The organism is Aureispira anguillae (genome assembly GCF_026000115.1).
GTDB lineage: Bacteria > Bacteroidota > Bacteroidia > Chitinophagales > Saprospiraceae > Aureispira > Aureispira anguillae.
In genome coordinates this window covers 3365810-3390354 of sequence record NZ_AP026867.1, presented here as the reverse complement: position 1 = coordinate 3390354, position 24545 = coordinate 3365810, and the positions used below count along the sequence as shown (strand labels likewise).

The 24545-nt window shown below is 35.8% G+C and carries 24 protein-coding genes; 13 read left to right on the top strand and 11 right to left on the bottom strand.

Annotated features, from left to right (window positions below; genetic code table 11):
• Positions 1-144: 144 nt before the first annotated feature.
• The gene (locus AsAng_RS13070; protein WP_264793242.1) at positions 145-726 is read right to left on the bottom strand and encodes a PorT family protein; all 582 of its coding nucleotides are present in this window, start codon (positions 724-726) and stop codon (positions 145-147) included.
• Positions 727-1548: 822 nt separating this feature from the next.
• Between AsAng_RS13070 and AsAng_RS13065 the strand changes: the two genes are divergently transcribed.
• The 3 genes from AsAng_RS13065 to AsAng_RS13055 all read left to right on the top strand — a co-directional run bounded on the left by AsAng_RS13065 (position 1549) and on the right by AsAng_RS13055 (position 4529).
• Complete coding sequence (locus tag AsAng_RS13065) at positions 1549-2727, top strand: WG repeat-containing protein (protein ID WP_264793241.1); 1179 nt, start codon at positions 1549-1551, stop codon at positions 2725-2727.
• Between the two features lie 100 nt (positions 2728-2827).
• Positions 2828-3886, top strand: a complete 1059-nt coding sequence (locus tag AsAng_RS13060; protein WP_264793240.1) for a class I fructose-bisphosphate aldolase — start codon at positions 2828-2830, stop codon at positions 3884-3886.
• Positions 3887-3974: 88 nt separating this feature from the next.
• The gene (locus AsAng_RS13055) at positions 3975-4529 is read left to right on the top strand and encodes a DUF4476 domain-containing protein (RefSeq protein WP_264793239.1); all 555 of its coding nucleotides are present in this window, start codon (positions 3975-3977) and stop codon (positions 4527-4529) included.
• Between the two features lie 75 nt (positions 4530-4604).
• Here the strand turns inward: AsAng_RS13055 and ffh are convergent, their stop codons facing one another.
• The 7 genes from ffh to AsAng_RS13020 all read right to left on the bottom strand — a co-directional run bounded on the left by ffh (position 4605) and on the right by AsAng_RS13020 (position 10368).
• The gene (gene ffh, locus AsAng_RS13050; RefSeq protein ID WP_264793238.1) at positions 4605-5942 is read right to left on the bottom strand and encodes a signal recognition particle protein; all 1338 of its coding nucleotides are present in this window, start codon (positions 5940-5942) and stop codon (positions 4605-4607) included.
• A 140-nt stretch (positions 5943-6082) separates the two neighbouring features.
• Positions 6083-6592, bottom strand: a complete 510-nt coding sequence (locus AsAng_RS13045; protein ID WP_264793237.1) for an anthrone oxygenase family protein — start codon at positions 6590-6592, stop codon at positions 6083-6085.
• An 11-nt stretch (positions 6593-6603) separates the two neighbouring features.
• On the bottom strand, positions 6604-7230 hold the full coding sequence (locus AsAng_RS13040) for an NAD(P)-dependent oxidoreductase (protein ID WP_264793236.1): 627 nt from the start codon (positions 7228-7230) through the stop codon (positions 6604-6606).
• A 77-nt stretch (positions 7231-7307) separates the two neighbouring features.
• A complete protein-coding gene (locus tag AsAng_RS13035; protein ID WP_264793235.1) occupies positions 7308-8099 on the bottom strand; it encodes a helix-turn-helix domain-containing protein in 792 nt (263 codons plus the stop codon).
• Positions 8100-8112: 13 nt separating this feature from the next.
• A complete protein-coding gene (locus tag AsAng_RS13030; RefSeq protein WP_264793234.1) occupies positions 8113-8538 on the bottom strand; it encodes an SRPBCC domain-containing protein in 426 nt (141 codons plus the stop codon).
• A 90-nt stretch (positions 8539-8628) separates the two neighbouring features.
• Complete coding sequence (locus AsAng_RS13025) at positions 8629-9216, bottom strand: Crp/Fnr family transcriptional regulator (protein WP_264793233.1); 588 nt, start codon at positions 9214-9216, stop codon at positions 8629-8631.
• A 255-nt stretch (positions 9217-9471) separates the two neighbouring features.
• Positions 9472-10368: an alpha/beta fold hydrolase gene (locus AsAng_RS13020; RefSeq protein WP_264793232.1), complete on the bottom strand. Its 897-nt coding sequence runs from the start codon at positions 10366-10368 to the stop codon at positions 9472-9474.
• A gap of 403 nt (positions 10369-10771) precedes the next feature.
• Between AsAng_RS13020 and AsAng_RS13015 the strand changes: the two genes are divergently transcribed.
• From AsAng_RS13015 to AsAng_RS13005, 3 genes are all read left to right on the top strand, one after another.
• Positions 10772-11281 (top strand): hypothetical protein, encoded by a 510-nt coding sequence (locus AsAng_RS13015; RefSeq protein WP_264793231.1) that lies wholly within the window; start codon positions 10772-10774, stop codon positions 11279-11281.
• Positions 11282-11418: 137 nt separating this feature from the next.
• Positions 11419-12270, top strand: a complete 852-nt coding sequence (locus AsAng_RS13010) for a hypothetical protein (RefSeq protein ID WP_264793230.1) — start codon at positions 11419-11421, stop codon at positions 12268-12270.
• Between the two features lie 161 nt (positions 12271-12431).
• The gene (locus AsAng_RS13005) at positions 12432-13403 is read left to right on the top strand and encodes a hypothetical protein (protein ID WP_264793229.1); all 972 of its coding nucleotides are present in this window, start codon (positions 12432-12434) and stop codon (positions 13401-13403) included.
• Positions 13404-13455: 52 nt separating this feature from the next.
• Here the strand turns inward: AsAng_RS13005 and AsAng_RS13000 are convergent, their stop codons facing one another.
• The gene (locus AsAng_RS13000) at positions 13456-14511 is read right to left on the bottom strand and encodes a glycoside hydrolase family 113 (RefSeq protein ID WP_264793228.1); all 1056 of its coding nucleotides are present in this window, start codon (positions 14509-14511) and stop codon (positions 13456-13458) included.
• Between the two features lie 436 nt (positions 14512-14947).
• Between AsAng_RS13000 and AsAng_RS12995 the strand changes: the two genes are divergently transcribed.
• From AsAng_RS12995 to AsAng_RS12965, 7 genes are all read left to right on the top strand, one after another.
• Positions 14948-15640 carry a CoA transferase subunit A gene (locus AsAng_RS12995; protein ID WP_264793227.1) on the top strand — a complete coding sequence of 231 codons (693 nt, stop codon included), beginning with the start codon at positions 14948-14950 and terminating at the stop codon, positions 15638-15640.
• A gap of 184 nt (positions 15641-15824) precedes the next feature.
• Entirely contained in the window at positions 15825-16178 is a 354-nt protein-coding gene (locus AsAng_RS12990; protein WP_264793226.1) for a four helix bundle protein, read from the top strand.
• 103 nt (positions 16179-16281) lie between these two features.
• Positions 16282-16944, top strand: a complete 663-nt coding sequence (locus tag AsAng_RS12985) for a CoA transferase subunit B (RefSeq protein ID WP_264793225.1) — start codon at positions 16282-16284, stop codon at positions 16942-16944.
• 200 nt (positions 16945-17144) lie between these two features.
• A complete protein-coding gene (gene pdhA / locus AsAng_RS12980) occupies positions 17145-18158 on the top strand; it encodes a pyruvate dehydrogenase (acetyl-transferring) E1 component subunit alpha (RefSeq protein WP_264793224.1) in 1014 nt (337 codons plus the stop codon).
• Positions 18159-18410: 252 nt separating this feature from the next.
• Positions 18411-19097: a tetratricopeptide repeat protein gene (locus AsAng_RS12975; protein ID WP_264793223.1), complete on the top strand. Its 687-nt coding sequence runs from the start codon at positions 18411-18413 to the stop codon at positions 19095-19097.
• Between the two features lie 169 nt (positions 19098-19266).
• Entirely contained in the window at positions 19267-19788 is a 522-nt protein-coding gene (ribH, locus tag AsAng_RS12970; RefSeq protein ID WP_264793222.1) for a 6,7-dimethyl-8-ribityllumazine synthase, read from the top strand.
• 11 nt (positions 19789-19799) lie between these two features.
• Positions 19800-20663, top strand: a complete 864-nt coding sequence (locus AsAng_RS12965; protein WP_264793221.1) for an MBL fold metallo-hydrolase — start codon at positions 19800-19802, stop codon at positions 20661-20663.
• Here AsAng_RS12965 and AsAng_RS12960 read toward each other — a convergent pair.
• Positions 20640-21245 carry a pseudouridine synthase gene (locus AsAng_RS12960; RefSeq protein WP_264793220.1) on the bottom strand — a complete coding sequence of 202 codons (606 nt, stop codon included), beginning with the start codon at positions 21243-21245 and terminating at the stop codon, positions 20640-20642. The two genes, AsAng_RS12965 and AsAng_RS12960, sit on opposite strands and share 24 nt — an antisense overlap.
• Entirely contained in the window at positions 21245-24424 is a 3180-nt protein-coding gene (locus tag AsAng_RS12955; protein ID WP_264793219.1) for a CHAT domain-containing protein, read from the bottom strand. The genes AsAng_RS12960 and AsAng_RS12955 overlap by 1 nt, the downstream gene beginning before the upstream one ends.
• Between the last annotated feature and the right edge of the window lie 121 nt (positions 24425-24545).

Genomic DNA, 24545 nt, shown 5'->3' with positions numbered 1-24545 from the left:
GCTGAGCATTTATTAAAAACTTACTTACTTACAATAATTGCTGGAGTTAGAGGCTAACACAGAACACAAAGCTTGATTGAGTATGTTCTGTTAGAATTCATAACTTCAGTCAATTATATAGATGGGATGAACTAGTTAACGATTTTAGAAATTATAAGAAAGTGTCATTTGCAATGAAGAACTAGGAAAAGCAGCGGTTGGTTTATTTCCACTATTAATAGAATCGCCAATCTGACCTATCTTATTAAAGTTTCCTAGGTTATGAACATAACGTAAGCCTAGCCCTAAACGGCTAAAAAAACGATATTCGAGATGCCCTACTAGCCCAAAATTAAACCTATTATCAGGCATTTCAGCTCCTTGGGCATGTACTAAATAGTCTAACTCTGCGCCTGCGCCAATAAAGAAATTTTTGATGGGCATAATTTCTAAAATAGCAGGTAGCCCTACCGCAAAATAGTCAATGTCGTCTTGTTCCCAAAAGTGTTTATCTGTTCCATGCCACAAAACATTAGCTTCTGCCCGTAGACGCATCCACTTAACAAATTTTAATTCTCCTATTAATCCTGCTGTCATACCCATGGTAGGGGTTCCTTGACTGAATAGATTGGAGGTCGTTACGCCCCCTTTTATTCCCATACTAAAGAATTGCGCTTGGGTTTGGTGGCTTCCCAATAAAATAATAGTACCGACAACAAAACTTACAAACAATTTTCGAATACCCATAATACTTTGTTTTGGAGAGTCAATAGCTTAGGCAAGCTTTCTTTGGTAGAAAGAACACCGAATATCTATTATACTCTAGGCTTATAAAAATAAAGTAGCTTTAGAAAATAAAGCGTGGTAGTTGATTTTGATAAAAAGTGTAAATGTAGAGCCTTATACCATTAATTTTTTTTGGTTCTTTGATCAATCGTGTGGTAAACACTAAAAAAGGGTAAGCTTTTAACTACTTTTAGCTACGTGGTTTAGTAGAAAGTTACAGGTCGTATGTCCTGTATTTACAGGAACTAAGCATACGACTTAGGATCTATAACTTATAACAAAAGCAGTAATAAACAGGCAAGGTAGTTTACGATTCCACACAATTTGTCAAAGAACTATTTTTTTTGGAGATTTTGTTTTTTTAGTGTAAAATGCATTTTTTATGCCAAAAAGTTATTTACCACTTTTTTTCTTACCAAATAATGGTTCGTGTTTTGTACTCAATTCCTCTGTTATAGGAATAAATAAGTAACTTTCAGAGTCCTCAGAATAGGGGGATAAATAATAGGTTACCATAAAGCTCAAAATTAAAAGGCATTGTCAATGGATAGTTTGTCTATGGCAAAAGTTGCTAGATATATTGATAAGTATAAATTACATATTTAGGCTGTCCTCTATAAATGAACCTTAAATATTTTTCTTTGAGTATAATTTTGATGATCTATGGTGCAAAATGGATGTTTTATGCGCAATTTATGGCTTTGTTTTTGTCCCTATTGCTGAGATTAAAACTTACTATATGAACTTTAGTGAAATTGTTGATCAGATTTGAAAAATTAAAAGATGAAATTTTTAGTATTGCTATTGTTAACGGTTAGCACTTTATATGGACAACATACCGAATTAGAAGCATCAAAACTATGCAAGGTAAGTGTCAAGGGCAAATGGGGGTTCTCAACAACAGAAGGGGAGTTAGTTGTAGCGCCTATTTATGATGAAGTCGGGGAATTTAGAGAGGGGCTAGCCGCTGTCCAAAAAGAAGGCAAGTTTGGATACATCAACAGCAAGGGGCTTGTGGTGATTCCAATGGAATACGATAACGCTTTTGCCTTTTATGATGGACGGGCACTGGTTAAGAAAGATCAACATTATGGCTTTTTGAATACAGAAGGAGCAATTAGCATTCCCTTTATTTATAACTATGGCTGGCATTTTTTGTCGAATGGCTTGGCTTATGTTCAACAAGCGGGCAAATGGGGCTTCATCAACAAGGAAGGAAAAGTTGTTGTGCCTCTGATTTATGATTTTGTACAAGGATTTACAGGTTCTTTGGCAGGAGTAGGAAAGGGGAGTAAAATTGGATTGGTTAATACTGAAGGGAAAATAATAATGCCTATTTTTTGCGATCGAGTTGGGGAATTTTCAGAAGGTTTGATTGCTGTTGCTAGGAATAAGCAAGGGGGCTATATGAACCAAGACGGCAAACTAGAGATTCAAATGATTTATCAGGCTACTAGCCCTTTTTCGGAGGGAGTAGCAGCAGTTCAAATGAATAGAAAATGGGGTTATATTGATAAAAAAGGAAAAGAACTCCTCGATTATCAATATGAGGAGGCAAGACCTTTTAAGGATGGGGTAGCTGTAGTTTTGCAAGAAGGAAAATGGAAATTAATTAATAAAACAGGAAATAACTTACTCACAAAAAGTTATGACCAATTGGGGACCTTTGACCAAGGAATTGCCCAAGTACAAAAAGCTGGAAAAATTGGTTTCATTAATACCAACGGAAAGGAAATAATTCCCTTAATTTATACCAATAGTGCCAGTACGGTCTTTTCTGAAAATTTGATGGCTGTCGAAAAAGAAGGCAAGTGGGGCTATATAGATTTGTCGGGTGCCTTAGTCATCCCTTTTGTCTATGATAATGCCGAAAATTTTGTTCAAGGATTAGCAAAAGTACAGCAAAATTCTAAATGGGGATATTTAAATAAAAAAGGACTTATTGTTTTGTGGCAAGAATAGGAATATATATTTATACCTTTTTTATTCTTAGTCTCTTAAAAATTACTATTTTTACGCCGAAATTTATAATTACAAGTTTAACGAATAAAAACAGCAAACTATGTCCTTGGATAAGATTACTGGCATATTGGGAGAAGAGAAATCCAAGCTTCACTTGGAGCATGAATGTAAAACTTTTGAAAAAAGCAGCTTATATGCACCAAGCCCCAATTTTATAGATGAGGTATGGAGCGATTCTAATCGTAATGTTCAAACGCTTAGAAGCCTAAGTGCGTTGTATAACCACGGTAGATTAGGAGGGACAGGTTATGTATCTATTTTGCCAGTAGATCAAGGTTTGGAACATACTGCTGGAGCTTCTTTTGCTCCTAATCCAGCATATTTTGATTCAGAAAATATTGTTAAACTAGCTGTAGAAGCTGGTTGTAATGCAGTGGCAAGTACTTATGGTGTTTTGGCTTCAGTGGCACGCAAATATGCACACAAAATTCCTTTGGTTGTAAAGATTAACCACAATGAATTGATGACTTACCCCAACAAATATGATCAAATCATGTTTGGTAACATCAAGAATGCTTGGGATATGGGTGCTGTTGCAGTAGGAGCAACCATCTATTTTGGCTCTGAAAATTCTAATCGCCAAATTATAGAAGTAGCAGAAGCCTTTGATTATGCACACGAATTGGGCATGGCAACAATCTTATGGTGTTATACTCGTAATGGTGCTTTCAAAAAAGATGGTACAGATTATCATGCTGCTGCGGATTTAACAGGACAAGCAAATCATATTGGTGCTACGATTCAAGCGGATATTGTTAAACAAAAATTACCTGTTAATAACGGTGGTTTTACCAATATTGGTTTTGCCAAAACTCATGACAAAATGTATAGTGAGTTGTCTACCGATCATCCAATTGATTTGTGTCGTTACCAAGTAGCAAATGGCTATATGGGACGTATTGGCTTGATTAATTCTGGTGGTGCTTCTGGAGGAAACGATCTTCAGGATGCAGTAGAAACTGCTGTAATCAACAAACGTGCTGGTGGAATGGGCTTGATTTTGGGGCGTAAAGCATTCCAAAAACCAGTTAAGGAAGGTGTTGAAATTATCAATGCTGTACAAGATGTTTATCTTTGCAATGAGATTGACTTAGCATAAGAAAAGAATATAAGAAATATAAAGGAGTAGCGGTCAACAAAGGTTTGGGCGCTACTTTTTTGTTTTTTAACCATCCATCTAACAACAAATGACGCACTTTATTGCTTATTTAATCATTGCTCTGCTCTTAAGTTCCTGCGAAGGAAATGTTTCAGGGGAAATTGGCGGAAAATACGAGACCAACAAGTCCTACACTTATACCGAAAAAGTAAATGGTAAAACGGTCAAAGAAATTCAATCCAATACCCATTCTGGTGGCGCATTTGAGTCCGATTTTAATCTTGTAATCGGAAACGGCGATACCACGATTACAGCAGAAGAAATACCTAATTTGAACCCTAAAATAAGTTGTACTCAAACCTTAAATGACCAAGATGTTGAGCGACTCAAAACCGCAATTAGTAGGGCTTTTTTGGATAAAAATAGAGTATTGATAGCCAAGATTGCCATTAATGATTGGTGCTTGACCTCCAATCAGGTGCGGGATCTACTAGCTTTGTTTACGATGGATAAGTATCGCTTGGATTTTGCCAAGTTTGCCTATGGGCATGTCAACGATAGAACCAATTATAACCGAGTAAAGGATGCGTTTTCTTTTCAGGAAAGCAAAGGCTTATTAGACAATTACATCAATACGCTTTAGTGTTAGGATCAAAAAGGAAAAAGCCTTAAAATCACTGTGATTTTAAGGCTTTTTTATTTATTCAGTAGTTAATTTCTAACGATTAGGGAAATTAGGCATGCTCATTCCACCGCCTTTTCCTTGCATTTTACTCATTTGATGCATCATCTTACGCATTTGATCAAATTGACGCATAAATTGGTTCACCTCTTCCAATTTATTTCCAGAACCACGAGCAATACGCTTTTTGCGACTACCATTGATAACGCCAGGGTTTTTGCGCTCTTCTGGTGTCATAGAATTGATGATGGCCTCAATTTTGCTAAAGGCATTGTCATCAATATCAAGGTTTTTGGCAATTTTACCCATCCCAGGAATCATACTAATTAAATTCTTAAGATTACCCATTTTGCGGATGTGGTTCAATTGCGTTTTGAAATCATCAAAATCAAATTTGTTCTTTTTGATTTTGCTTTCCAAACGTTTGGCTTCTTTTTCGTCAAACTGCTCTTGAGCTTTTTCTACCAAAGAAACAATATCTCCCATTCCCAAAATACGTTGTGCCATACGATCAGGGTGGAAAACATCTAGTTCTTCCATTTTTTCCCCTCTAGACACAAACTTGATCGGCTTACCAACTGTATATTTGATAGAAAGTGCAGCACCACCACGTGTATCACCATCCATTTTGGTTAATACAACACCATTGTAGTCAATGCGCTCGTTAAAGGCCTTAGCAGTATTAACAGCATCCTGTCCAGTCATTGCATCCACGACAAACAAAGCTTCTGAAGGATTAATGGCATTTTTGATGGCCTCAATCTCGTTCATCATTTCTTCATCTACTGCCAAACGACCCGCAGTATCCACAATCACTACATCAAAGCCCATTTTTGCAGCGTGTGCTACGGCATTTTGAGCAATCTCTACAGGATTTTTATTTTCTAGTTCTTTGTAAACTTCTACTCCAACTTGTTCTCCCAAAACACCCAATTGAGTGATTGCCGCAGGACGATAAACATCACAAGCAGAAAGCAAAACACGTTTTCCTTTTTTTGTTTTTAGGAATTTTGCCAATTTACCAGTAAACGTTGTTTTACCAGAACCTTGCAATCCCGCAATCAAAATAATTCCAGGCTTACCTTTAATGTTGATTCCAGCAGCTTGACCGCCCATTAGTTCTACGAGTTCATCGTGAACAATTTTGGTCATTAACTCACCAGGACGAACAGAAGCAAGTACATTTTTGGTACCGAGTGCTTGAACTTTGATTTTATCGGTAAATTCTTTAGCGATTTTATAGTTAACATCGGCACCAACTAGTGCACGACGAATCTCTTTGATAGAAGTGGCGACGTTAATTTCCGTCAGTTTACCGTCTCCTGTCAACGACTTAAAGGCACCTTCTAAACGTTCTGATAAACTGTCAAACATGGTATGATTTTATTTTATTGCTTTTAAATATATAGTAATTGATCGTCAAGCATGATGGTCAATGAAAATTGAGGAATCAGCTTTGACCTGCGAATATACTAAAAATATGAAAAATTAACTTGATATGCCTTGTAATTTTTTTAGAGTTTAAGAATAGGTGTTTCTAACAAAAAGGCAGCTAGGAGCAATAGCCCAAAAGAAATGGCTGCACTAACCGTTCGAATTAAATTAAAATAGTTCCATTTTAGCTCTATTTGGTCTCTTAATTGTTTGGCTTCTTCTAAATTTAAGGAAGTTAAGTTGGTTTGATCCAAGAGATTATTTAACGGAATATTTCCTGAGATGGTCACTAAAAAAGCACCCAGCAAATAAATGAGGGTTGCTATCAGGATTAGTTTGAATGCTAGGGGAGGATTAGACGAATAAAAAAAGAAAGTAACAAGCGTTAGACTTATAACAGGAATGGTGAAAACAATATAGAAGGGTATATTTAAAATAACCCGATTCATAGATTGCAATGCATTTAGGTAGGCTAAATCATGTAATTTGCCAATTCCTGGCGTCACGGCATTGGTCCAAGTAAAAAAGATACCTGACATAAGTCCTGTTGTCAGCAGCGCTAAAAACAAGAGAATGAATTGTAGTTTCATGGCGAAATAGTTTAATAAGATAGACCTGGAGATTTAAAAAGATAATGGGTAGCGTCCAATTGTTGTACGATAAAATCAGCAACATCAGCTCTAGCTATTTTTAAATTAACCGATCGATCTGTTGGGCTAAAACCATGCTTGTAATGACCAGTTTTGGGGCCATCTGTAAAACTCCCAGGTCGTACAATAGTCCAATTCAAGGAGCTATTTCGGACATGTTTTTCTTGCAATTCGTGATCTAAGAACATTCGTTTTAGTAATCCCCCAAACATGATGTATTTCCAGAAGAAATTTAGATTCCCCCTGCTGTCGCCAGCTCCCAAGGTAGTTTGACAAATTAGTCGCTTAACGCCATTGTTTTGCATGGCCTTGATAATATTGAGTGTGCCTTGGGAACGAACGTTGCTGCCACTGCTTATTCCTGCTCCCAATACTACAATGACAGCCTCTTGACCTTTGACAGCCTCCTGAACAGCATTAAGGTCAAAGACATTCCCTTTTATTTTTTTTAGTTGTTGATGGCTTGCCAATTGGTCGATACTCCTCCCAAAAGCAGTTACTTGATGCCCTTTTTTTAGGCTTTGTTCTATTAGGTGTTTTCCAATGCTTCCAGTAGCACCAAATATAATTACATTCATAGTTCATCGTTGATGTTAAATAATGAAGCAAAGATATTGGAAGGGAGTCTAGCAAAATAGAACAAAACCGACAAAAGCTAGGAACGAGCGGTTAATTGCTTGAGATAATAGGAGGGCGTTTGCCCAGTGTATTTTTTAAACGTTCTAATAAAATGAGATTGATCTGTAAAACCACTGTCTAACCCTACTTCAATCAATTTATTAAAATTAGCTGCACTCAATTGGTGCAAGGACGATTGGAATTGAATGATTTTGGCAAATTGTTTCGGATTTAGACCAATCTGAGCATTAAAATGACGCTCAAAGGTTCGCTCTGTCATATAAATTTGATCCAATACTTCTCGGATTTTTATTTGCCCATTATGGTCAAGTATAATGGCAATGGCTTGCTGGATTTTGTCATTTACGGAAACTTTGTTAGCGGCAATTAGTGCTAACATTAAGTCCGAAATAATGGCTACCTGTTCTTCCAAATTATTAGCGTGAAGCAGTTGTTCCTTATAGGCGTTAACAGGAATACTGTCTATTGTTAGTAAATCATAACAGTCTGTATTTAGAACTTTGGGATCAATATTAAGTAGGTACTTAGAGGCAAAAGGATAGAGCTGAAATACAATATATCTATAAGGACCTTGGACATCTAACGAAATAGGCTGTAGGGTTTGACCATAGAGGAAAAGCTCAGAGAGTTTCTTCTGTTTAGGCAATAAATAAAAACCATTGTTGGTTTGCTGAAACATAATTCCAGGATAACCATCTGGGTACAATGGGATATTGGTATGCGAATTAGTCGCCTGACTTTCCCCAATCATAATACAATTGACAAAAGGCTCTAGATCTTTTTTTACAATAAATTCTACTTTTTCCAAGATTGATCGATTTTTATTGTTCAGCTTTGTTTTTTAAGGCTTTATTCATGGCTTCAAAACCTCGAATGGTCTCCTCTTTGATTAGATAAAGAATAAGCCCCGATAACCAACCACTAAAACGTTCACCATGTATCAAGCGAGTGTTTTGAGCGTCTATTTTTTCTAAATGAAAATAGTGATTGCCATTAAACATACCCAACGGTAATTTGCCCAGCCACTCAAATTGTTGTTCTTTTTGTAGTGCTGTAATTTGAGGCGTGAAATGATTTTCTTTTCCATTATTAATTAAAGTAGTTGCTAATACTGCACCTAAATTTAAATCTCCTTTAATACGAATAATAAACGGATTCCAAGAAGGATAAGCCTCAAAATTAGTAAGGATGTCCCAAACGGATTGGATGGGGGCGTGGATGATAATTTCTGTTCTAATAGATTGCATAAGGACTAAAGATTTAATAATTAATTCATACCACAAATATCGGCACAGAAAACACCAATTTCCTTTACAATTGTTAATTTCTGGAACAAATTACTTTTTAGCTTTCCGTGCCCGAATTCTACTCAAAGAAACAGGGGTAATGCCGAGGTAAGTTGCCAAGATATGTAGCGGAACTCGATGAACTAAGTTTGGTTGTTGCTGTATCAATTGCCGATAACGTTCTTCTGGCTTGTTTGTAATTAAAGAGGCAATGACAGATTGAGCAAAAGCAAAACGGTGTTCTAATATTTTGCGCACCAATTCATTCATTTTAGGTACTTTTTGATAGAGTTCCATTAGAGCGGTATAATTGAGACTCAAAACAGTACTGGCTTCAATGGTTTCAAGTACTTGTGAACTGGGGACTTGATTGAAAAAACTATTGTGGCTACCTGCAAACATATTTTCTTGAAAAATAAACCCCGTAATCTCTCGACCATCTTCAGTTATATAATAATAACGCAAACAACCCTCAACAATAAAAAATACCTCTTTGGAGATGCTCCCTAAATCTACTAATCGGTTTTGTTTGTTGAATTTTTTTTGGATAAAATAGGGCTGAATAATGGCTTTTTCTTGCTTAGAGAAAAGGACATATTGATCCATAAAAGTCCATAACTGTTCAAAGGCGGTTGACATAAAAGAGCGTATTTAAATAATTAAGTAACAATTGAGTACAGGGCAAAACAATTTTTTTAAATGAAATAAGGGTTTAGTCGAGCTATTTTTAGATTTTAGACCCTACTAAGCTGTTATAGGGTCTAAAAGCAAAGCGGTTTAGTATCTAAGATCGGAATATAGGTTTTAGCTTAAACGCTATTTTACAAGTATTCTTTATCTGTTTGTTTTGTCTTGTACATAGAAGTAACAAAGCAGAACTCGATTTAATACAAACTACTTAGGCGGTTGTTTGATTTTTTTTCGAGCGGTTTCAAAAATTAAAGCTTGTAATTGAAGGGGGAACAGATGCCCTTGGTTTTCTAAAATATGTAAGGTAGCATTCGGAATATTTTGTTTTAAATGTTTAGCATATTCTAGCGGCACCAATCGATCTTCAGAACCATGAAAAATAATAACCTCCATGCTAATCTCTTCTAATCGAAACCCCCAATCTTGATAGTGAATAGCGGCATCTAGCGCCACCCCTTTTGCTTTTTGACGCATGGCTTCCTTTTGGTTTTCTAAAAATTGTTTTTGAATAGAAGGATTGGTTACAGCTTTTTGGTCAACAGGCGAAATGCTCTTTTGAAAGGTGGAAAAGAAATACGTTGGAAAATACCGAATGGATAAATAGAGCAGATAGAAAAAAAAGATAAAAAAAGGCGATTTTTTTTGTGCCAATCGAACAGCCAAACGATCTGCTTTAGAATGAAGCAAATCTGCTGCTTGGGGGAGTTCTGCAAAATTGGTATATCCAGCACAACTAATATTAAACAGTAATCGGTGGGGGATGGCATAAGCACATACTGTGGCATGAGCGCCTCCTCCCGAGAACCCCAATACGCCAAATTGATCGATTTGTAAGTGATCTGCCAAGGCAATAACATCTTTGGGGTAATCTAGCAGTGTTCTGTTCTTCTGAAATGTTGAACACCCCATTCCTGGTCTATCCATACAGATGAGTCTAAACCCTTGTTTTTGGGCTTCTTTATGGAAGAACAGCCCCTCCAATCTAGAGCCAGGTCCACCATGTGCATAAAAAATAGGCGTGCCTTCAGTTGCTCCATACTCACAATAGGCAAGTATTCGGTGGTCTTTTAGTTGGATAGTTTGAGATCGAAAAGAAGACATAATAAAGTCTATGATGGATTAAATTTTTAACAACTTCATTAGAACAATAGTTTAAAGGTACAAAAAAAATAGAAGATACTTTTAGGAAGAATTGCCCTAAGTGAATGAAGCTATCTACAAGTTTAACTCTGTCACTAAATCTTAAGAAAAACTTAAAGTTTTAATCGTTTAGTTAACTCAAATTATCTATCTATTTGTTATTGAAGTGAATGCAATTTAGTGTAAAAATTAAATGAAAATATGTTATAAAATTCATAAGTTAAATTCTATATCCATATTTTAAATTAACTGGATTATCTATAAAAAAAAACGTACTTTTGCGCTGCCTTAACATTAAAGTTTTTATAACAAAATGTTAAGCAACCACAACTTCATTTATTAAACCAACAAACTTCTAAAAATTATGAAGAAAATGACTTTCGCTGCTCTTGCTTCAATGGCAATAGCTGTATTAGGTACTTCATGTACAAAGACCCAAACTACTCCAGCTGAACCAGGAAAAGCTATGGTAACGCTCCATTTAGGAATCAACACAGATCTAACCAACGATACTACTTACAATGGTGGTTCTCAAATTCAATACGAAAATGTACCATCTGGTACTGTAATTCAGTTTGTTATTGATTCTGAAGATTTGCAAGAAAATCCTGTTAGTGGATATGCTTATGACAAACTAACTTCTACCGCTACTGTTGATGGATCTGGTAATGTAAGTGTTGAATTGCCTGCAATTGCTACTCCTTTAAATGTTGAGGTTAAATTCCCTGACTTGGAACTAGACGAGAAAAAAGAAAGATACAATACCGTAACGAGCCAAAACGAAGTGATTACAGAAACTAAAATTTTCACTAAAGGAAAAGAAGATATTTCTATCTGGGATGGTGCTACAATTATCCAAGAGCATAACTATTAAAAAGAACCTTTTCGTTTGAATCTGTTTGAGAAGTTATAGGTGACTTGATTTTTAATAATATCTGTGTTTGATATATTATTAAAATAGTAATTTTTTGCTTAAAAATAACAGTGCAAAACGATTTAAAAACTTAAATAATGAAAAAAGTATTATTATTATTGGTATGTTCTTTTTGTATCTTTAGTGCAAATGCTCAAGATGAACCATTAACAGGCAAAAAAGGACAATTGATTCTTCCAGAATCTGGAGATATAGGATTAGGAGTTAATATGATTCCATTCTTTAACTGGTTCGGGAATTCATTTAACAACAACTCAAATAACCTATATGCCTCTTCTAACAAGTTTTTCAATGTTTTTGGAAACTCTGTTTTGATGGGAAAATACATGTTGAGCGAAAAAACAGCTGTACGTGTACATTTTGGTTTTAATCTAACTTCTATTTCTGAAAAGAAATACGTTAGAGACAATTCTTCTAACAATCCAATGGATATGGTTTTGGATGCTAGAAAAGCAGACAATGGTCACTATACTTTGGCACTTGGTTATGAAATGAGAAGAGGAAAAGGACGTATCCAAGGCTACTATGGCGCAGATATTATCTTTAACTTAGACCAAAATAGTGGATTTGAATATTCTTATGGCAATGGTTATTCTAATGCTAACATTGTTCCTACTTCATTTGATTGGGGAAACAACCTTAATGGCAACCAAAGAGTTGTAATGGATGGTGGAAGCACAACTTTTGGCGTAGGTTTAAGAGCTTTTGTTGGAGTTGAATACTTTGTTGCACCAAAACTTTCTTTGGGTGCTGAATTTGGTTGGGGAGTTAGATTGAACTCTACTTTCGAATCAACTTCCTCTTCTGAGTACTATGAAGCAACAACTGGTGAAGTAATGATCGAAAATACAGTTACTGGAGCTACAACAGCTTTTTCTGCTGGTGTTGACAACATGAATGGAGCTGTATTTATGTTCTTTTATTTCTAAGCATAAATATACCCGCACTATAATAACATAGGAGAGAGGTTGCCATTTGGCAACCTCTTTTTTGTATATTTGCAATCTTGTTGCAATAATCGTTGTTTAATAACAGTTAATGCTCTAAAAATCAATAGAGTATTGATGACTGTAAATCCCCAATAATTAAAATGAAAAAAAAAATTCTACTTGCATTACTTGTTCTCTCTGTGTTGTCTACACAGGCTCAAGACGATGACAATGCCCCTCTAACAGGGAAGAAAGGACAAGCCGTTTTACCCACTAAGGGAGATATTGGCTTAGGAATTAATATGATTCCCTTCTTCTATTGGTTAGGCAATTCTTTTAATGGAACGTCTAACAATACCTATGCTTCTGATGATAAGTTTTTCAGTATTTTTGGAAACGCTGTTATAATTGGCAAATATATGCTTACCGATAAATCTGCTTTGCGTTTGGCTTGGGGGATCAATTTTGGGCATTCTGAAAAAGAAAAATACGTTCGAGATGATGCTTCTAACCTTCCTAATGCTATGGTAAAAGACGTTCGTTCTTTAGATTGGAGCAGAGCCAGTTTGGCAATCGGTTATGAAATGCGTAAAGGAAAACGTCGCCTTCAAGGCTTTTTTGGGGGAGATATTCGACTTACTTACAACCAGAATAGTGATTTTCGTTATTCTTATGGCAATGGCTATTCTTTGGCTAATATTGTTCCCACTTCTTATAATTGGGGGAACAATATTAATGGTAATAGAAGAAAAACAATGGACACTGGTTTGAATGTGTTGGGAGTTGGTCTGAGGGCTTTTGTTGGGGCAGAATACTTTTTTGCACCCAAAGTATGTATTGGTGCAGAGTTTGGATGGGGAGTAATGTATCGCCATACTCTAGCCGTTACTGTTACAGAAGAATATTACGAACCATCAACAGAGCAAATTATATCCGAGAACGTTTATACGCCTGCTATCAATTCTTTTTCTGCTGGAATTGATAATTTGGACGGTACAGTTTATTTGATGTTTTACTTTGACAGTAGAGGCAATGGAAAAGGAGGCGCAAAAAACAAGACTGCTAAGAAAAAAACATCTAAAAAAGAACAAGAAAAAAAGATAAAACCTTTTTCTGGAAATAATCGATTTTAAATTGATTCAACAGTAATAATTTGGAGATGGACTTAGCCCATCTCCAAATTATCTATTCGTGATACATTTTTTTTAATACCTCAGTAGCTATTTTCCCTTCAGGAGTGTAATCCTTATCAATATCATATTCGCAGCTACTGCTAATAGAATCGGCATACCATTTCCATTGAAAACCGCCTGCCCACCAATCTTGCGAAAGAAATGTTTTTAGGAGTGCTTCAATTGCATTGGCTTGTGCCTGCTCATTATTGGGTGTACTGGCTTTTCTTTGCTCAATTTGCCAATGTTCAAAAGCGCAACCATCCATACACAAATACCCCCACTCGGTAAATAAGATAGGCTTTTTCCATTGCTTAGAAAAAGAATCTAACTTAGCAACAATGGGTTTCCAAGCTGTCTCCAACTTTTGTACAGAGGGAGTTGTGTCAGGCAACAAAGGAAAGTAGGTATTCAGCCCGATATAATCTAATTCGTCCCAAATGTCAACTTTTTGATAGTCACTCCAGTTGGCTCCGTACGTTATTTTCCCAAAATAGACGTTGCGAATGTTTTGAATAAGCTTGCTCCAGTAGTTGGGACGTTGCTGCACAAAACTATACAGTTCAGAACCAATACAAAATAGCTCCACATTCATACGATTAGCAATCTGTACCCATTCCATAATAAAGGCTGTATAATTTTTTTCAAAGAGCAGCCAGTCTGCTTCGGTTTCAAAGGTCAATTCACTGCACCACTCCGAAGCAGCCCATATATGAGGTTTTAGCATTACCTGAACATTAGAAGCTTTTGCTTTTTGAATGAGTTCAACAATAGCATTTTGGGTATGGGCTCCAAAAGGACAGTTGGGAACCGTGCAGAACGATTCAAAATAAATTTCAGGATGTCCGCTTTTATAAAAACCATAAGGGAGCAGCGCAATAGAATTAACGCCTAATTTTTTTAGAGAATAGATGGGACGATCACGGATAGGACTTTGGGCTGCTACTACTGTCATGCCCTTAATTTTGGTTGTTGGGTTGACAGCCGAAATTTTAGTATAGGAATAATTTTCATACTGAACCAGTAAAATCAATAATACAATTAGATAGACTACTTTAATGTTTTTCAAAACAGCTATTTTATAGTTAGTTAGAATAGAGATGAACTCTTATTGCATATAATGACAAGCAAAAGCGGGGGACTTTTGTCAAAGGGGGGAGGTCTTGTTATTATCAACGATAATGTATAACTGTGTGTGTATCTGCTAAGGTTTACCTCATAATTAATACCAATATCATTTGAATTGCCATAAAAAAGATAGAAAATTGATAAAAATGTACAGTTGAATTAACGAATCTGCTAGGCTTAAAAAATGTCCGACGTATAAATATGATTACCTTATGTTTTTTCTACAAAAATCTTTAGTTTAGCGGTTAAGTACACTAGTTGTGATATTGTGCTTCCTTTTTGCAATATTTTTGACAAAAAAGAATGGAATTTGTAATCAGGTGCCGTGTTATCCTATCATACTAGAACTTATCCATAAACTATTAAAAAGATAACAGATGAATAAAGTAGTTGCTAATGCTAAAGAAGCCATTCAAGGTATTGAGGACAACATGACCTTGATGTTGGGTGGTTTTGGCTTGTGTGGGATTCCCGAAAATTGTATTGCTGCCTTGGTTGAGGCTGGCGTAAAAGGATTGACTTGTATTTCAAACAATGCAGGAGTAGACGATTTTGGTATTGGTTTGATGTTACAACAACGTCAAGTCAAAAAAATGATGTCTTCTTATGTTGGGGAAAATGCAGAATTTGAACGCCAGTTGTTGAGTGGCGAATTGGAAGTGGATTTGATTCCGCAAGGAACTTTGGCAGAACGTATTCGTGCTGGTGGGGCTGGTATTCCTGCTTTTTATACGGCTACAGGTTATGGAACAGAGGTAGCTGAAGGCAAAGATGTAAAGTATTTTGATGGACGTCCATATATTATGGAAACAGCTTTGCATGCAGATTTTGCAATTGTAAAAGCATGGAAAGGAGATACCCACGGAAACCTAATTTTTAAAGGGACTGCTCGCAATTTTAATCCTATGATGGCAAGAGCAGGAAAAATTACAATCGTTGAGGTAGAGGAGTTGGTAGAGCCAGGAGAATTGCATCCTAATTATATTCATGTACCTGGGGTTTATGTCCAGCGAATTTTTAAAGGGGTGAATTATGAAAAACGAATTGAACAACGTACTGTTCGTAGCTAAAATAATTTGAAAATGTACCAATTGGGAAATTTGAAAATGAATGACCAATTGATGAAGCTTCAAATTGAAAAATCTACTTCTTGAAAAACTATAGCATTGAAAATCTGATTGTTGGCGTAACTTATTTATTTCTGATTGCGTTTGATTGGTTTTAGATTTTTATTTTTGGTTATAAAATTAGTAGATGATAAGAAATGATAGATCCAATTTAGTTGTTGATTTAACAACGGCATTTGCTTTTAAGGTTATAAAATATACAGAAAATCTTGATCGTATTCGAAAATTTAATTTGTCTAATCAGTTGTTTCGTTCTGGAACTTCAGTAGGGGCAAATGTAATGGAGGCACAAAATGCAGAAAGCAAAAGGGATTTTATTCATAAAATGAAGATTGCTGCAAAAGAAGCGGATGAATCTTATTATTGGTTGTTTCTGTGTGATAATTTGGAAAGTTATCCTAATTGCAAGCAGCTATTAGCAGATTTAAAAATAATTATAAAGGTGTTATCCAAAATAATTTCTACTGCTAAAAGAAAATAATTATGAATTGATTTGAAAATGAATGACCAATTGATGAAGCTTCAAATTGACACCTTGTCAAATTGGTACATTTTCAAGATGGAGAAATTAAAATTGAAAAAAGATGGCTTTAGATAAAAATGGCATTGCCAAGCGCATTGCAAAAGAATTAAAAGATGGTTATTATGTAAATCTAGGAATCGGTATTCCTACTTTGGTAGCCAATTATATTCCTGAAGGAATTCAAGTCTTTTTACAGTCTGAAAATGGACTCTTGGGGATGGGACCATTTCCAGAAGAAGAGGACGTAGACGCAGATTTGATTAATGCAGGAAAACAGACCGTTACTACATTGCCTGGAGCAGCTTTGTTTAGTTCTGCTCAAAGCTTTGAGATGATTCGAGGAGGGCATATTGATTTGACAGTATTGGGCGCAATGGAAGTGGCTCAAAATGGAGATATTGCCAATTGGAAAATTCCTGGCAAAATGGTAAAAGGAATGGGAGGGGCTATGGATTTGGTAGCTGCTGCTCAAAATATTATTGTTGCCATGCAACATACCAACCGTAAGGGAGAGTCTAAGTTATTAAAGGCTTGTAGCTTGCCACTTACAGGGGTAAATTGTATCAAAAAAGTAGTCACTAATTTAGCAATGTTAGAAATTAAGGATGGCGCTTTTCATTTATTGGAGCGTGCTCCTGGTGTTTCTGTAGAAGAGATTCAAGCCAAAACAGCAGGAAAATTAGTAATCCCTGAAGGTGGGGTTCCTGAAATGGTGATTGACTAGGCAGATTTTGTCGTACTGCTTGGGTAAATTCAGAAATGTGCCAATTGAACCATAAGATTCAGTTGGCACATCTTCAAATTGCAAAATCGAGAAAACAATTGCAGAAAAACAGACGAGTTGTTTTGTCTTTGTATTAGAATCTATATCTTAGCGACACAAATTATTAAAAAACTACTTATCAGATAAATTGTCATTAAACTATGGCTAAAGTAAAAACAACAAAGTCTAAAGCATTCTCAAAGGAGACTTATTTAGAGTGGTATGAGTTGATGTTGCGTATACGAAAATTTGAGGAACGCGCCAATTTGATGTATTTCCAAAAGAAAATTAGAGGATTTTTACATTTATGTATTGGTCAAGAAGCTGTTTATGCTGGAATGAAAACCGCAACTCGTCCTAATGATGCTTGGATCACAGCTTATCGTCAACATGGTGCTGCCATGGCAAAAGGAGTAGATAGCAATTCTGCTATGGCCGAATTGTACGGTAAGTATACTGGAAATGTAAAAGGAAAAGGTGGCTCTATGCACTTCTTTTCTGCTGAACATCGTTTTTATGGTGGTCATGGAATTGTAGGTGGACAAATTGGCTTGGGCGCAGGTATTGCTTTTGCTGACAAATACAAGGACAATGATAATGTAACTTTTTGTCTATTTGGCGATGGTGCTTGCCGTCAAGGGATCTTGCATGAGACATTCAATATGGCCATGAACTGGAAACTTCCTGTTGTTTTTATTTGTGAAAATAACTTTTATGCAATGGGAACTTCTGTAGAACGTACTTCTAACGTAACCGATATTTATAAGCTAGGTCTGGGCTACGATATGCCAAGCAAGCAAATTGATGGAATGGACGTAGAGGTTGTACACAATGAAATTGCTGCTGCTGCTGAGCATTGTCGTTCAGGAAAAGGGCCAATGTTCTTGGAGATTAGAACGTACCGTTACAAAGGACATTCTATGTCTGATCCTGCCAAATACAGAACTAAAGACGAAGAGAAAGAATATAAAGCAAAGGATCCTATCAATATTATTGAAGCTGCTTTGTTGAAGAAAAAACACGCTACAGCAGAGGATATTGATGCCATTAAAGCTAAGGTAAAAGAAGAAATTGATGCAGCGGTTCAGTTTGCAGAGGATTCTCCATTTCCTCCTGTAGAGGAAATTTATACCGATAATTATGAGCAAAAAGATTATCCATTTATTATGGATTAATTTTTGTTCATTTGATTTTGCCAAAGAGCCTATTAGGATTGTCGATAAACTATTCCTGATAGGCTTTTTATTTTAGCCTTTCTAACGATTAAAAAAATGGGTTGTGATGGAATAAAAATTGGAGAAAGCAGATAAAAAAAATCCTTACAAGCTAAATTTTGATAGAAAATATCTTAATAGGTCAAAACTTTGTTTATCTTTGCACGCAAATTTATTTTAACGATAAGAGAACTCTGATACAGTCAAATTATTATGGCAAACGAACAATATACTGAAATACAAGACCTTTCGGCAGATGAATTAAAAGCAAAAGCAAATAACGTTTTCGAAGAAAACAAAAATCTCGTAACGGGAGTAGGTGCTGTGCTTGTTGTTTTAATTTTGGGAATCTATTGGTATTCTCAGATGTATAAAAAACCTCGTGAAGCAGAAGGGCAAATTGAATTGTACAAAGCGAATATAGAATTAGAGCGTGATTCTTTTAAATTAGCTTTGACAGGAAGAGAAGTGATTGGACAAGCGAATAACTTCATTGGTTATGTAGGTATTATTGATCAATATAGTGGTACTGATGCTAGTAACTTGGCACATTATTACGCTGGAGTTGCTTCTTTAAAAATTGGCAAACCTGATTTAGCATTGGATTATTTAAGCAATTTTAGTGGAGAAGAGTTACTTCAAACACAAGCTTACACAATGATGGGAGATGCTGCTTCTGAATTAGAAGATATTGATGGTGCTGTAAATTACTACAACAAAGCTGCTGCTGCCACTGATAACTTGTCGTTAGCACTTTATGCTAAATACAAAGCAGGCAAGTTGATGGAGTACAAAGGTAAAAGCGCAGAGGCTAAAAAATACTTCCAAGATATTTTGGATACCGATAAACAAATAGGCGAATCATTGGGCGCTGATAAAGATTTGATACGATTAAAATAATCACTCAAAGCGTTTCTAATGTTTTTTAAAAGGTAAGATTAACTATTTTTGTAGTATTAATCTTACCTTTTTTATTGGAGCTATTTACAGAGGATAGAACGTTATTTTGATTTAAAAAAATTCTTTGGTTTTGGCTTAAGTCGCCAAAGAATGTTAAACATAAGATAGAATGAGTAGTGCAAATAAAAATTTATCTTCTTATAATGAAGAGAGTTTGCCATCGGCAGAAAAATTGAAATTTGGTATTGTGGTTTCAGATTGGAACGAAGAAATTACGCATGCCTTATACGAAGGTTGTTACGATACACTTATTAAGCATGGAGTACAGGTAGAAAATATTCATACGGTTCAGGTGCCAGGTACCTTTGAATTGCCTCAAGGAGCTAGAATTTTGAATAAGAATAGAAATGTAGATGCTACAATTTGTATTGGTTGCGTTATCAAAGGAGAAACAAGCCACAATGAATACATTAACATGTCTGTAGCACAAGGGTTACAAAATATGGCTATTGCAAGTAGCAAGCCTTTTATTTTTGGGGTCTTGACTCCTAATACTATGGAACAGGCAAAGGATCGAGCAGGTGGGAAATATGGAAATAAAGGCGTAGAAGCTGCTGTAACTGCTTTGAGAATGGCAGGGTTATCGGAGCAACTAGAAGGAGAGAATACATCGATTGGTTTTGGCAAATAAATAATAGAAAAATGAAACTAAGTGTTATTGATACGGGGTATTTTAAGTTGGATGGGGGAGCTATGTTTGGTGTTGTTCCCAAGTCTTTGTGGTCAAAACTAGAAACGCCTGATGAGCAAAATCTGTGTACTTGGGCCATGCGTTGTTTGTTAATAGAGACCGAAGGTCGAAAAATTATTATTGATACTGGAATTGGTAATAAGCAATCTGAAAAATTCTTCTCTCATTTTCACCCACACGGTGACGCTACTCTAATTAGCTCTTTGGCAAAAAATGGACTTACGGTCAATGATATTACAGATGTATTTTTAACCCATCTACATTTTGATCATGTAGGAGGAGCTATTTTACAAGACAGTAGTGGCAAATCATTGCCTACTTTTCCTAATGCAACTTATTGGTCTAATCAGGCGCACTACGATTGGGCATTTACACCCAATGCACGAGAAAAAGCTTCTTTTCTAAAGGAGAATTTTGTTCCCTTAATGGAAGAGGGGATTTTAAAAATGGTAGATGCCTTGCCTTATGATCAAATCTTAGATTGGTTGCCCAATGTTGGAATCGGTTATGCTTATGGGCATACTGAAGCCTTAATGACTCCACGTATTCAGTATCAAGGCAAAACAATTATTTATTGTGCCGATTTGCTGCCATCGCCAAGTCATATTAGCATGCCTTATGTAATGGGATATGATGTTCGCCCTTTACAAACTTTGATTGAGAAAGAGTGGTTTTTGACCAAGGCTGTAAATGAGGGGCATATCTTGTTTTTTGAACATGCACCAACCATTGAAGCTTGTACTGTAAAACGGAACGAAAAGGGGCGTATTGTTGCCGATAAAATGGGCAAATTATCTGATTTTGTGCAGTTGTAACAATTGATAAATAGAAGTGCGATCTAAGCTTCGAACTTCTCCAATTTGCATATCTTGAAGTTTTAGGTTGACAATTTGATGTCGAACAAGGCGGAGTGTTGGATAACCAACACTTGCCGTCATTCGGCGCACTTGCCTGTTTTTGCCTTCTATCAGCCCAATTTGTAGCCATGCTGTGGGGATATTTTTACGAAAACGAATGGGAGGTGTTCTTTCGGGCAATTCAGGGGCTTGTGCTAATAATTGAGCTTTGGCAGGTTTTGTTCGATATATCGTCTTACCCACTTTGATGTCAACTCCTTGCTTTAACGCTTGAATTGCAGTAGTGGATGGAATGTCATCTACTTGAACCCAATAACTTCTCCAATGTTTATTTTTGGGATTTAGTAAGGCATCTGTAAGCTTTTTATCATTGGTCAGAATCAAAAGCCCTTCACTATCCTTGTCTAAACGTCCAACAGGATAAATATCTTTATCAAAGGTGAAATCTAGATGGGCAAGTGTAACATGGCTTTCATGCTCTTGAGAGAACTGAGAAAGCATTCCAAACGGTTTGTAAATGATGTAATATTGTAGGGGCATTAATCTTTTCTTTTTATTTTTTTGAACAATAGACGACCTATTATTAGCAAGGAAATGAATCCTAAAATACCATATAATAGCCAAGGCTTTTTACTGATTTGAATGGGGCTATAATCTCCAACTTGTATAAAACAGGCCCAAAGAGCAGGGTAGGCAGATAAACCATTGTGACCATTTAGATAATGAAGTTTGGCTTGTTGTATGGCTTCATCTTTTTTCATTCCCTGACTTAGATTGGTATAAAATTGTTTGATAATTTTATCACTAGAATAGTCATTTAAGCTCCATAAAGTAGTGAGCAAGCTAGGAACACCTGCATACATAAAACCACGACCAATACTAAGCACTCCTTCGCCTCGTTGATATTTTCCAATTCCTGTTTCACAAGCAGATAGCACCACCAACTCCGCCTGTAAATCCAATTGTTTGATTTCATAAGCATACAAAATATTATCTTCTTTCTTGCCCATATCCTCTTCCAGTGCTAAACCAGAAAGCTCAGGTTTGTTGTTATCAACCAAACCATGAACGGCAAGGTGCAATACGCTACAATTAGGTGCATTTTGCTTAAAATTGGCTTCATTCGCCTCAGCACTAGATAGAAAACAGCCATTAAAGGTCCATTTCAGAAATTCCAATTCACGGGTAGCACCAGGCAACTCTACGAGTTCCTTACGCAGCTTTTGTTCGTATTGGCTTCGACAACTAGGAGTCGATTTGTTCGTATAACTAGGAGCTAATGCCAGTACGTATCCATTTTTATACTGCTTGGAACGAATGGGAGAACTGGTTAAAAGTGTTGCAGAATAATTATAACTGATTTTGTAATCTCGAATGAGATAAGGAAGGATAGAAAAATTGATTGTATTCTCTGCTTGATTAAAAATAGGTGCTATTTTTTTTGGCAAAAAGACATCAAAAGGAATGTAGCCGAGTTGCCCATCAGGGACTATAATAAGTCGATTATTATGAGGAACTAAGCTGTTTTTTAATAGTTTATTATAGAGGTTATGAGCCTCTGCTATAAATTTATTATAAACATTAACAGGTTTATCGGCAGCTTCTTTAATATTGGTAAGCATCGACTGGAAATCGTGAATATCTCGATTATAAGATGGTGTTCTCTCTATAGCGTGAACAAAAGCTTGATTTTTGGTTATTGTAAATGCATAAATTTTTGCTTTGCCTTCAAAGTACTCGATAAACGTTGTACTATCATCTAAGGTAGTTTGAATGCTATTTATATCTGCAACTTGTGCCGCATATTTTAGTTGATAATATTTGGGATACTCTGTTTCAAATTGAAAGATTAAAGCATCTACCTGATGGTGATAATTGAATATAAGACTATCTTGATGTTTTACGATGTCTAAGTCCCCAATGAGATTGGCATCAAATCGTTTTTTTTCTGCTTCGGCCAAAAGTTTTTGAAGCTCTTTTTCTCGATGAACCAATTTGTTGGGAATTCCCCCAAAACTAGAGGCATTATTTTCTTGTAAAGCCCCCATCATTAACATGGATTTACTATGTTCAGAGAGCATAAAAGCCTCATTTAGATATTTGGGGTTTTTAGTTTTGTTATAAATACCAATAGCAATTTGAATTGCTTTTTCGAAGAGGGGAATTGCCTCTTTGTTGAGCCAATAGAGCTGCGAATTTTTATTCTTTAGACTTTTATTCAGCAATTCTAGATTTTCGGTTGCTAATTTAGCCGTTGCATATAAGTCTTCTGCCGATACAAATTCATCATCTCTCAAATAAAGCAGCTCTAAGTATTGCATTTTAAAACTTAAATCCTTCACTAAGTCACCTTTTCTAAAAACGTCGTTTAACTTAGGATTAGAAAGCCCGTTTTCGTCTGAAAAATTAAAACTTAAGCTTTCTAATACTTTTTGATTGTAAAACAATGCTTCCTTGTAATTGCGTTGAGTTGCTGCTATTTTTGCGAGTGAACGATAGGCATCTCGAACAATTTCACTTTTTTCTCCATAGCTAGCAAGTCCAGCTTCTAATGATTTCTCACTGTATATTTTAGCTTTAACAAAATTATTTTGCCCCAAATAAATATTGCTGTAGCACTCATAAGTAAAAGCAATTCTATAAGGAAATGTTTTATTCAATTCTTCTGCTTTTTTCAGATAATACAAGGCAGAATCTTGTTGATTAAAGTAGCGATAACAATCTTCTAAAAGATGGCAATTATTAATAAAGTCCTGTTTCATATCGTCCGTCATGTCTTTTGATTTTATTAGAATTGAGAACGATTTTAGGAAAGCCTCTTTCCCAGCATGGTGATTTCCTTGTTTGAGGTAAGTAGCTCCAATATTATACATCAAACTGGCAATTTCTATCTCAGAATCGTCTTCTATGTCTTTGATTAAAGACAGTGCTTTTTGATAATAGCTTAGGGAGTTTTCAAAATCCTTTAGGGCGCTATAAGTAGTGGCAAGATTGCTGTATTGATAAGCTAAATCGAGACTTCGAGTAGTGTTATCGGCTTCGTAAATTTGGATACTTTTTAAGTTGCTTTTTAGTGCCTTATTGTATTCACCCAACTCTGTGTAGATGGCCGTTTGTATCGTATAAATACTAGGAACATCAAGTTGGAGGGGTTCTAGCTTTTCATACAAGAGTTTCTCAGCTTTTTGGATATATTCTTTAGCGGCAATCAACTCACCTAAAAAGTAATATTCGGTCGCAATAGTTACATTTAAGTTGGTGGCTTGCAAATGCTTTTGCTTGTTGGTATAAAGGGCGTAAGCTAAATCATAATATTTATTCATAGAATCTATCTCGCCATAATAAATATAGGCATGAGCAATAGCTCCATAATAAAGCCCTAAGAAATCAGGATGTGTTTCTTTGGCACTGCATTGTTCAATGAAATTTAGCTTGTCCTCCAAATCGTGATCTTCTCTTAATACAGTAACAACAAAAATATACTCGTATAAGTCAATTCCTAACGCTTTCAATTCTAGCGCATAACATTGTTCTTGAATGTTTTGATACAATGCAATAGATTCATCCCACAATCCATCATTGTTTAGGTGTTCTGCTTTTGACTTTAAAACTTGTAAAGAGGTGGGAAGTATTGATGGATTGGTTTGATAGGCATGATTTTTTTCAATAGATAAGAAAAAAAAAATAAAAAGTAGTGCTATGGTAGCCAAGTTGCTCATATAGGATGTGCTTTTATTTTCGAAAGAAAAGGGGAAGCATTGGAGTTTTAGGTCTACATTTGGGGATAGGTAGTAAATATAAAGCTATCTCAAAAAATGAGATAGCTTATTGAAAATTATT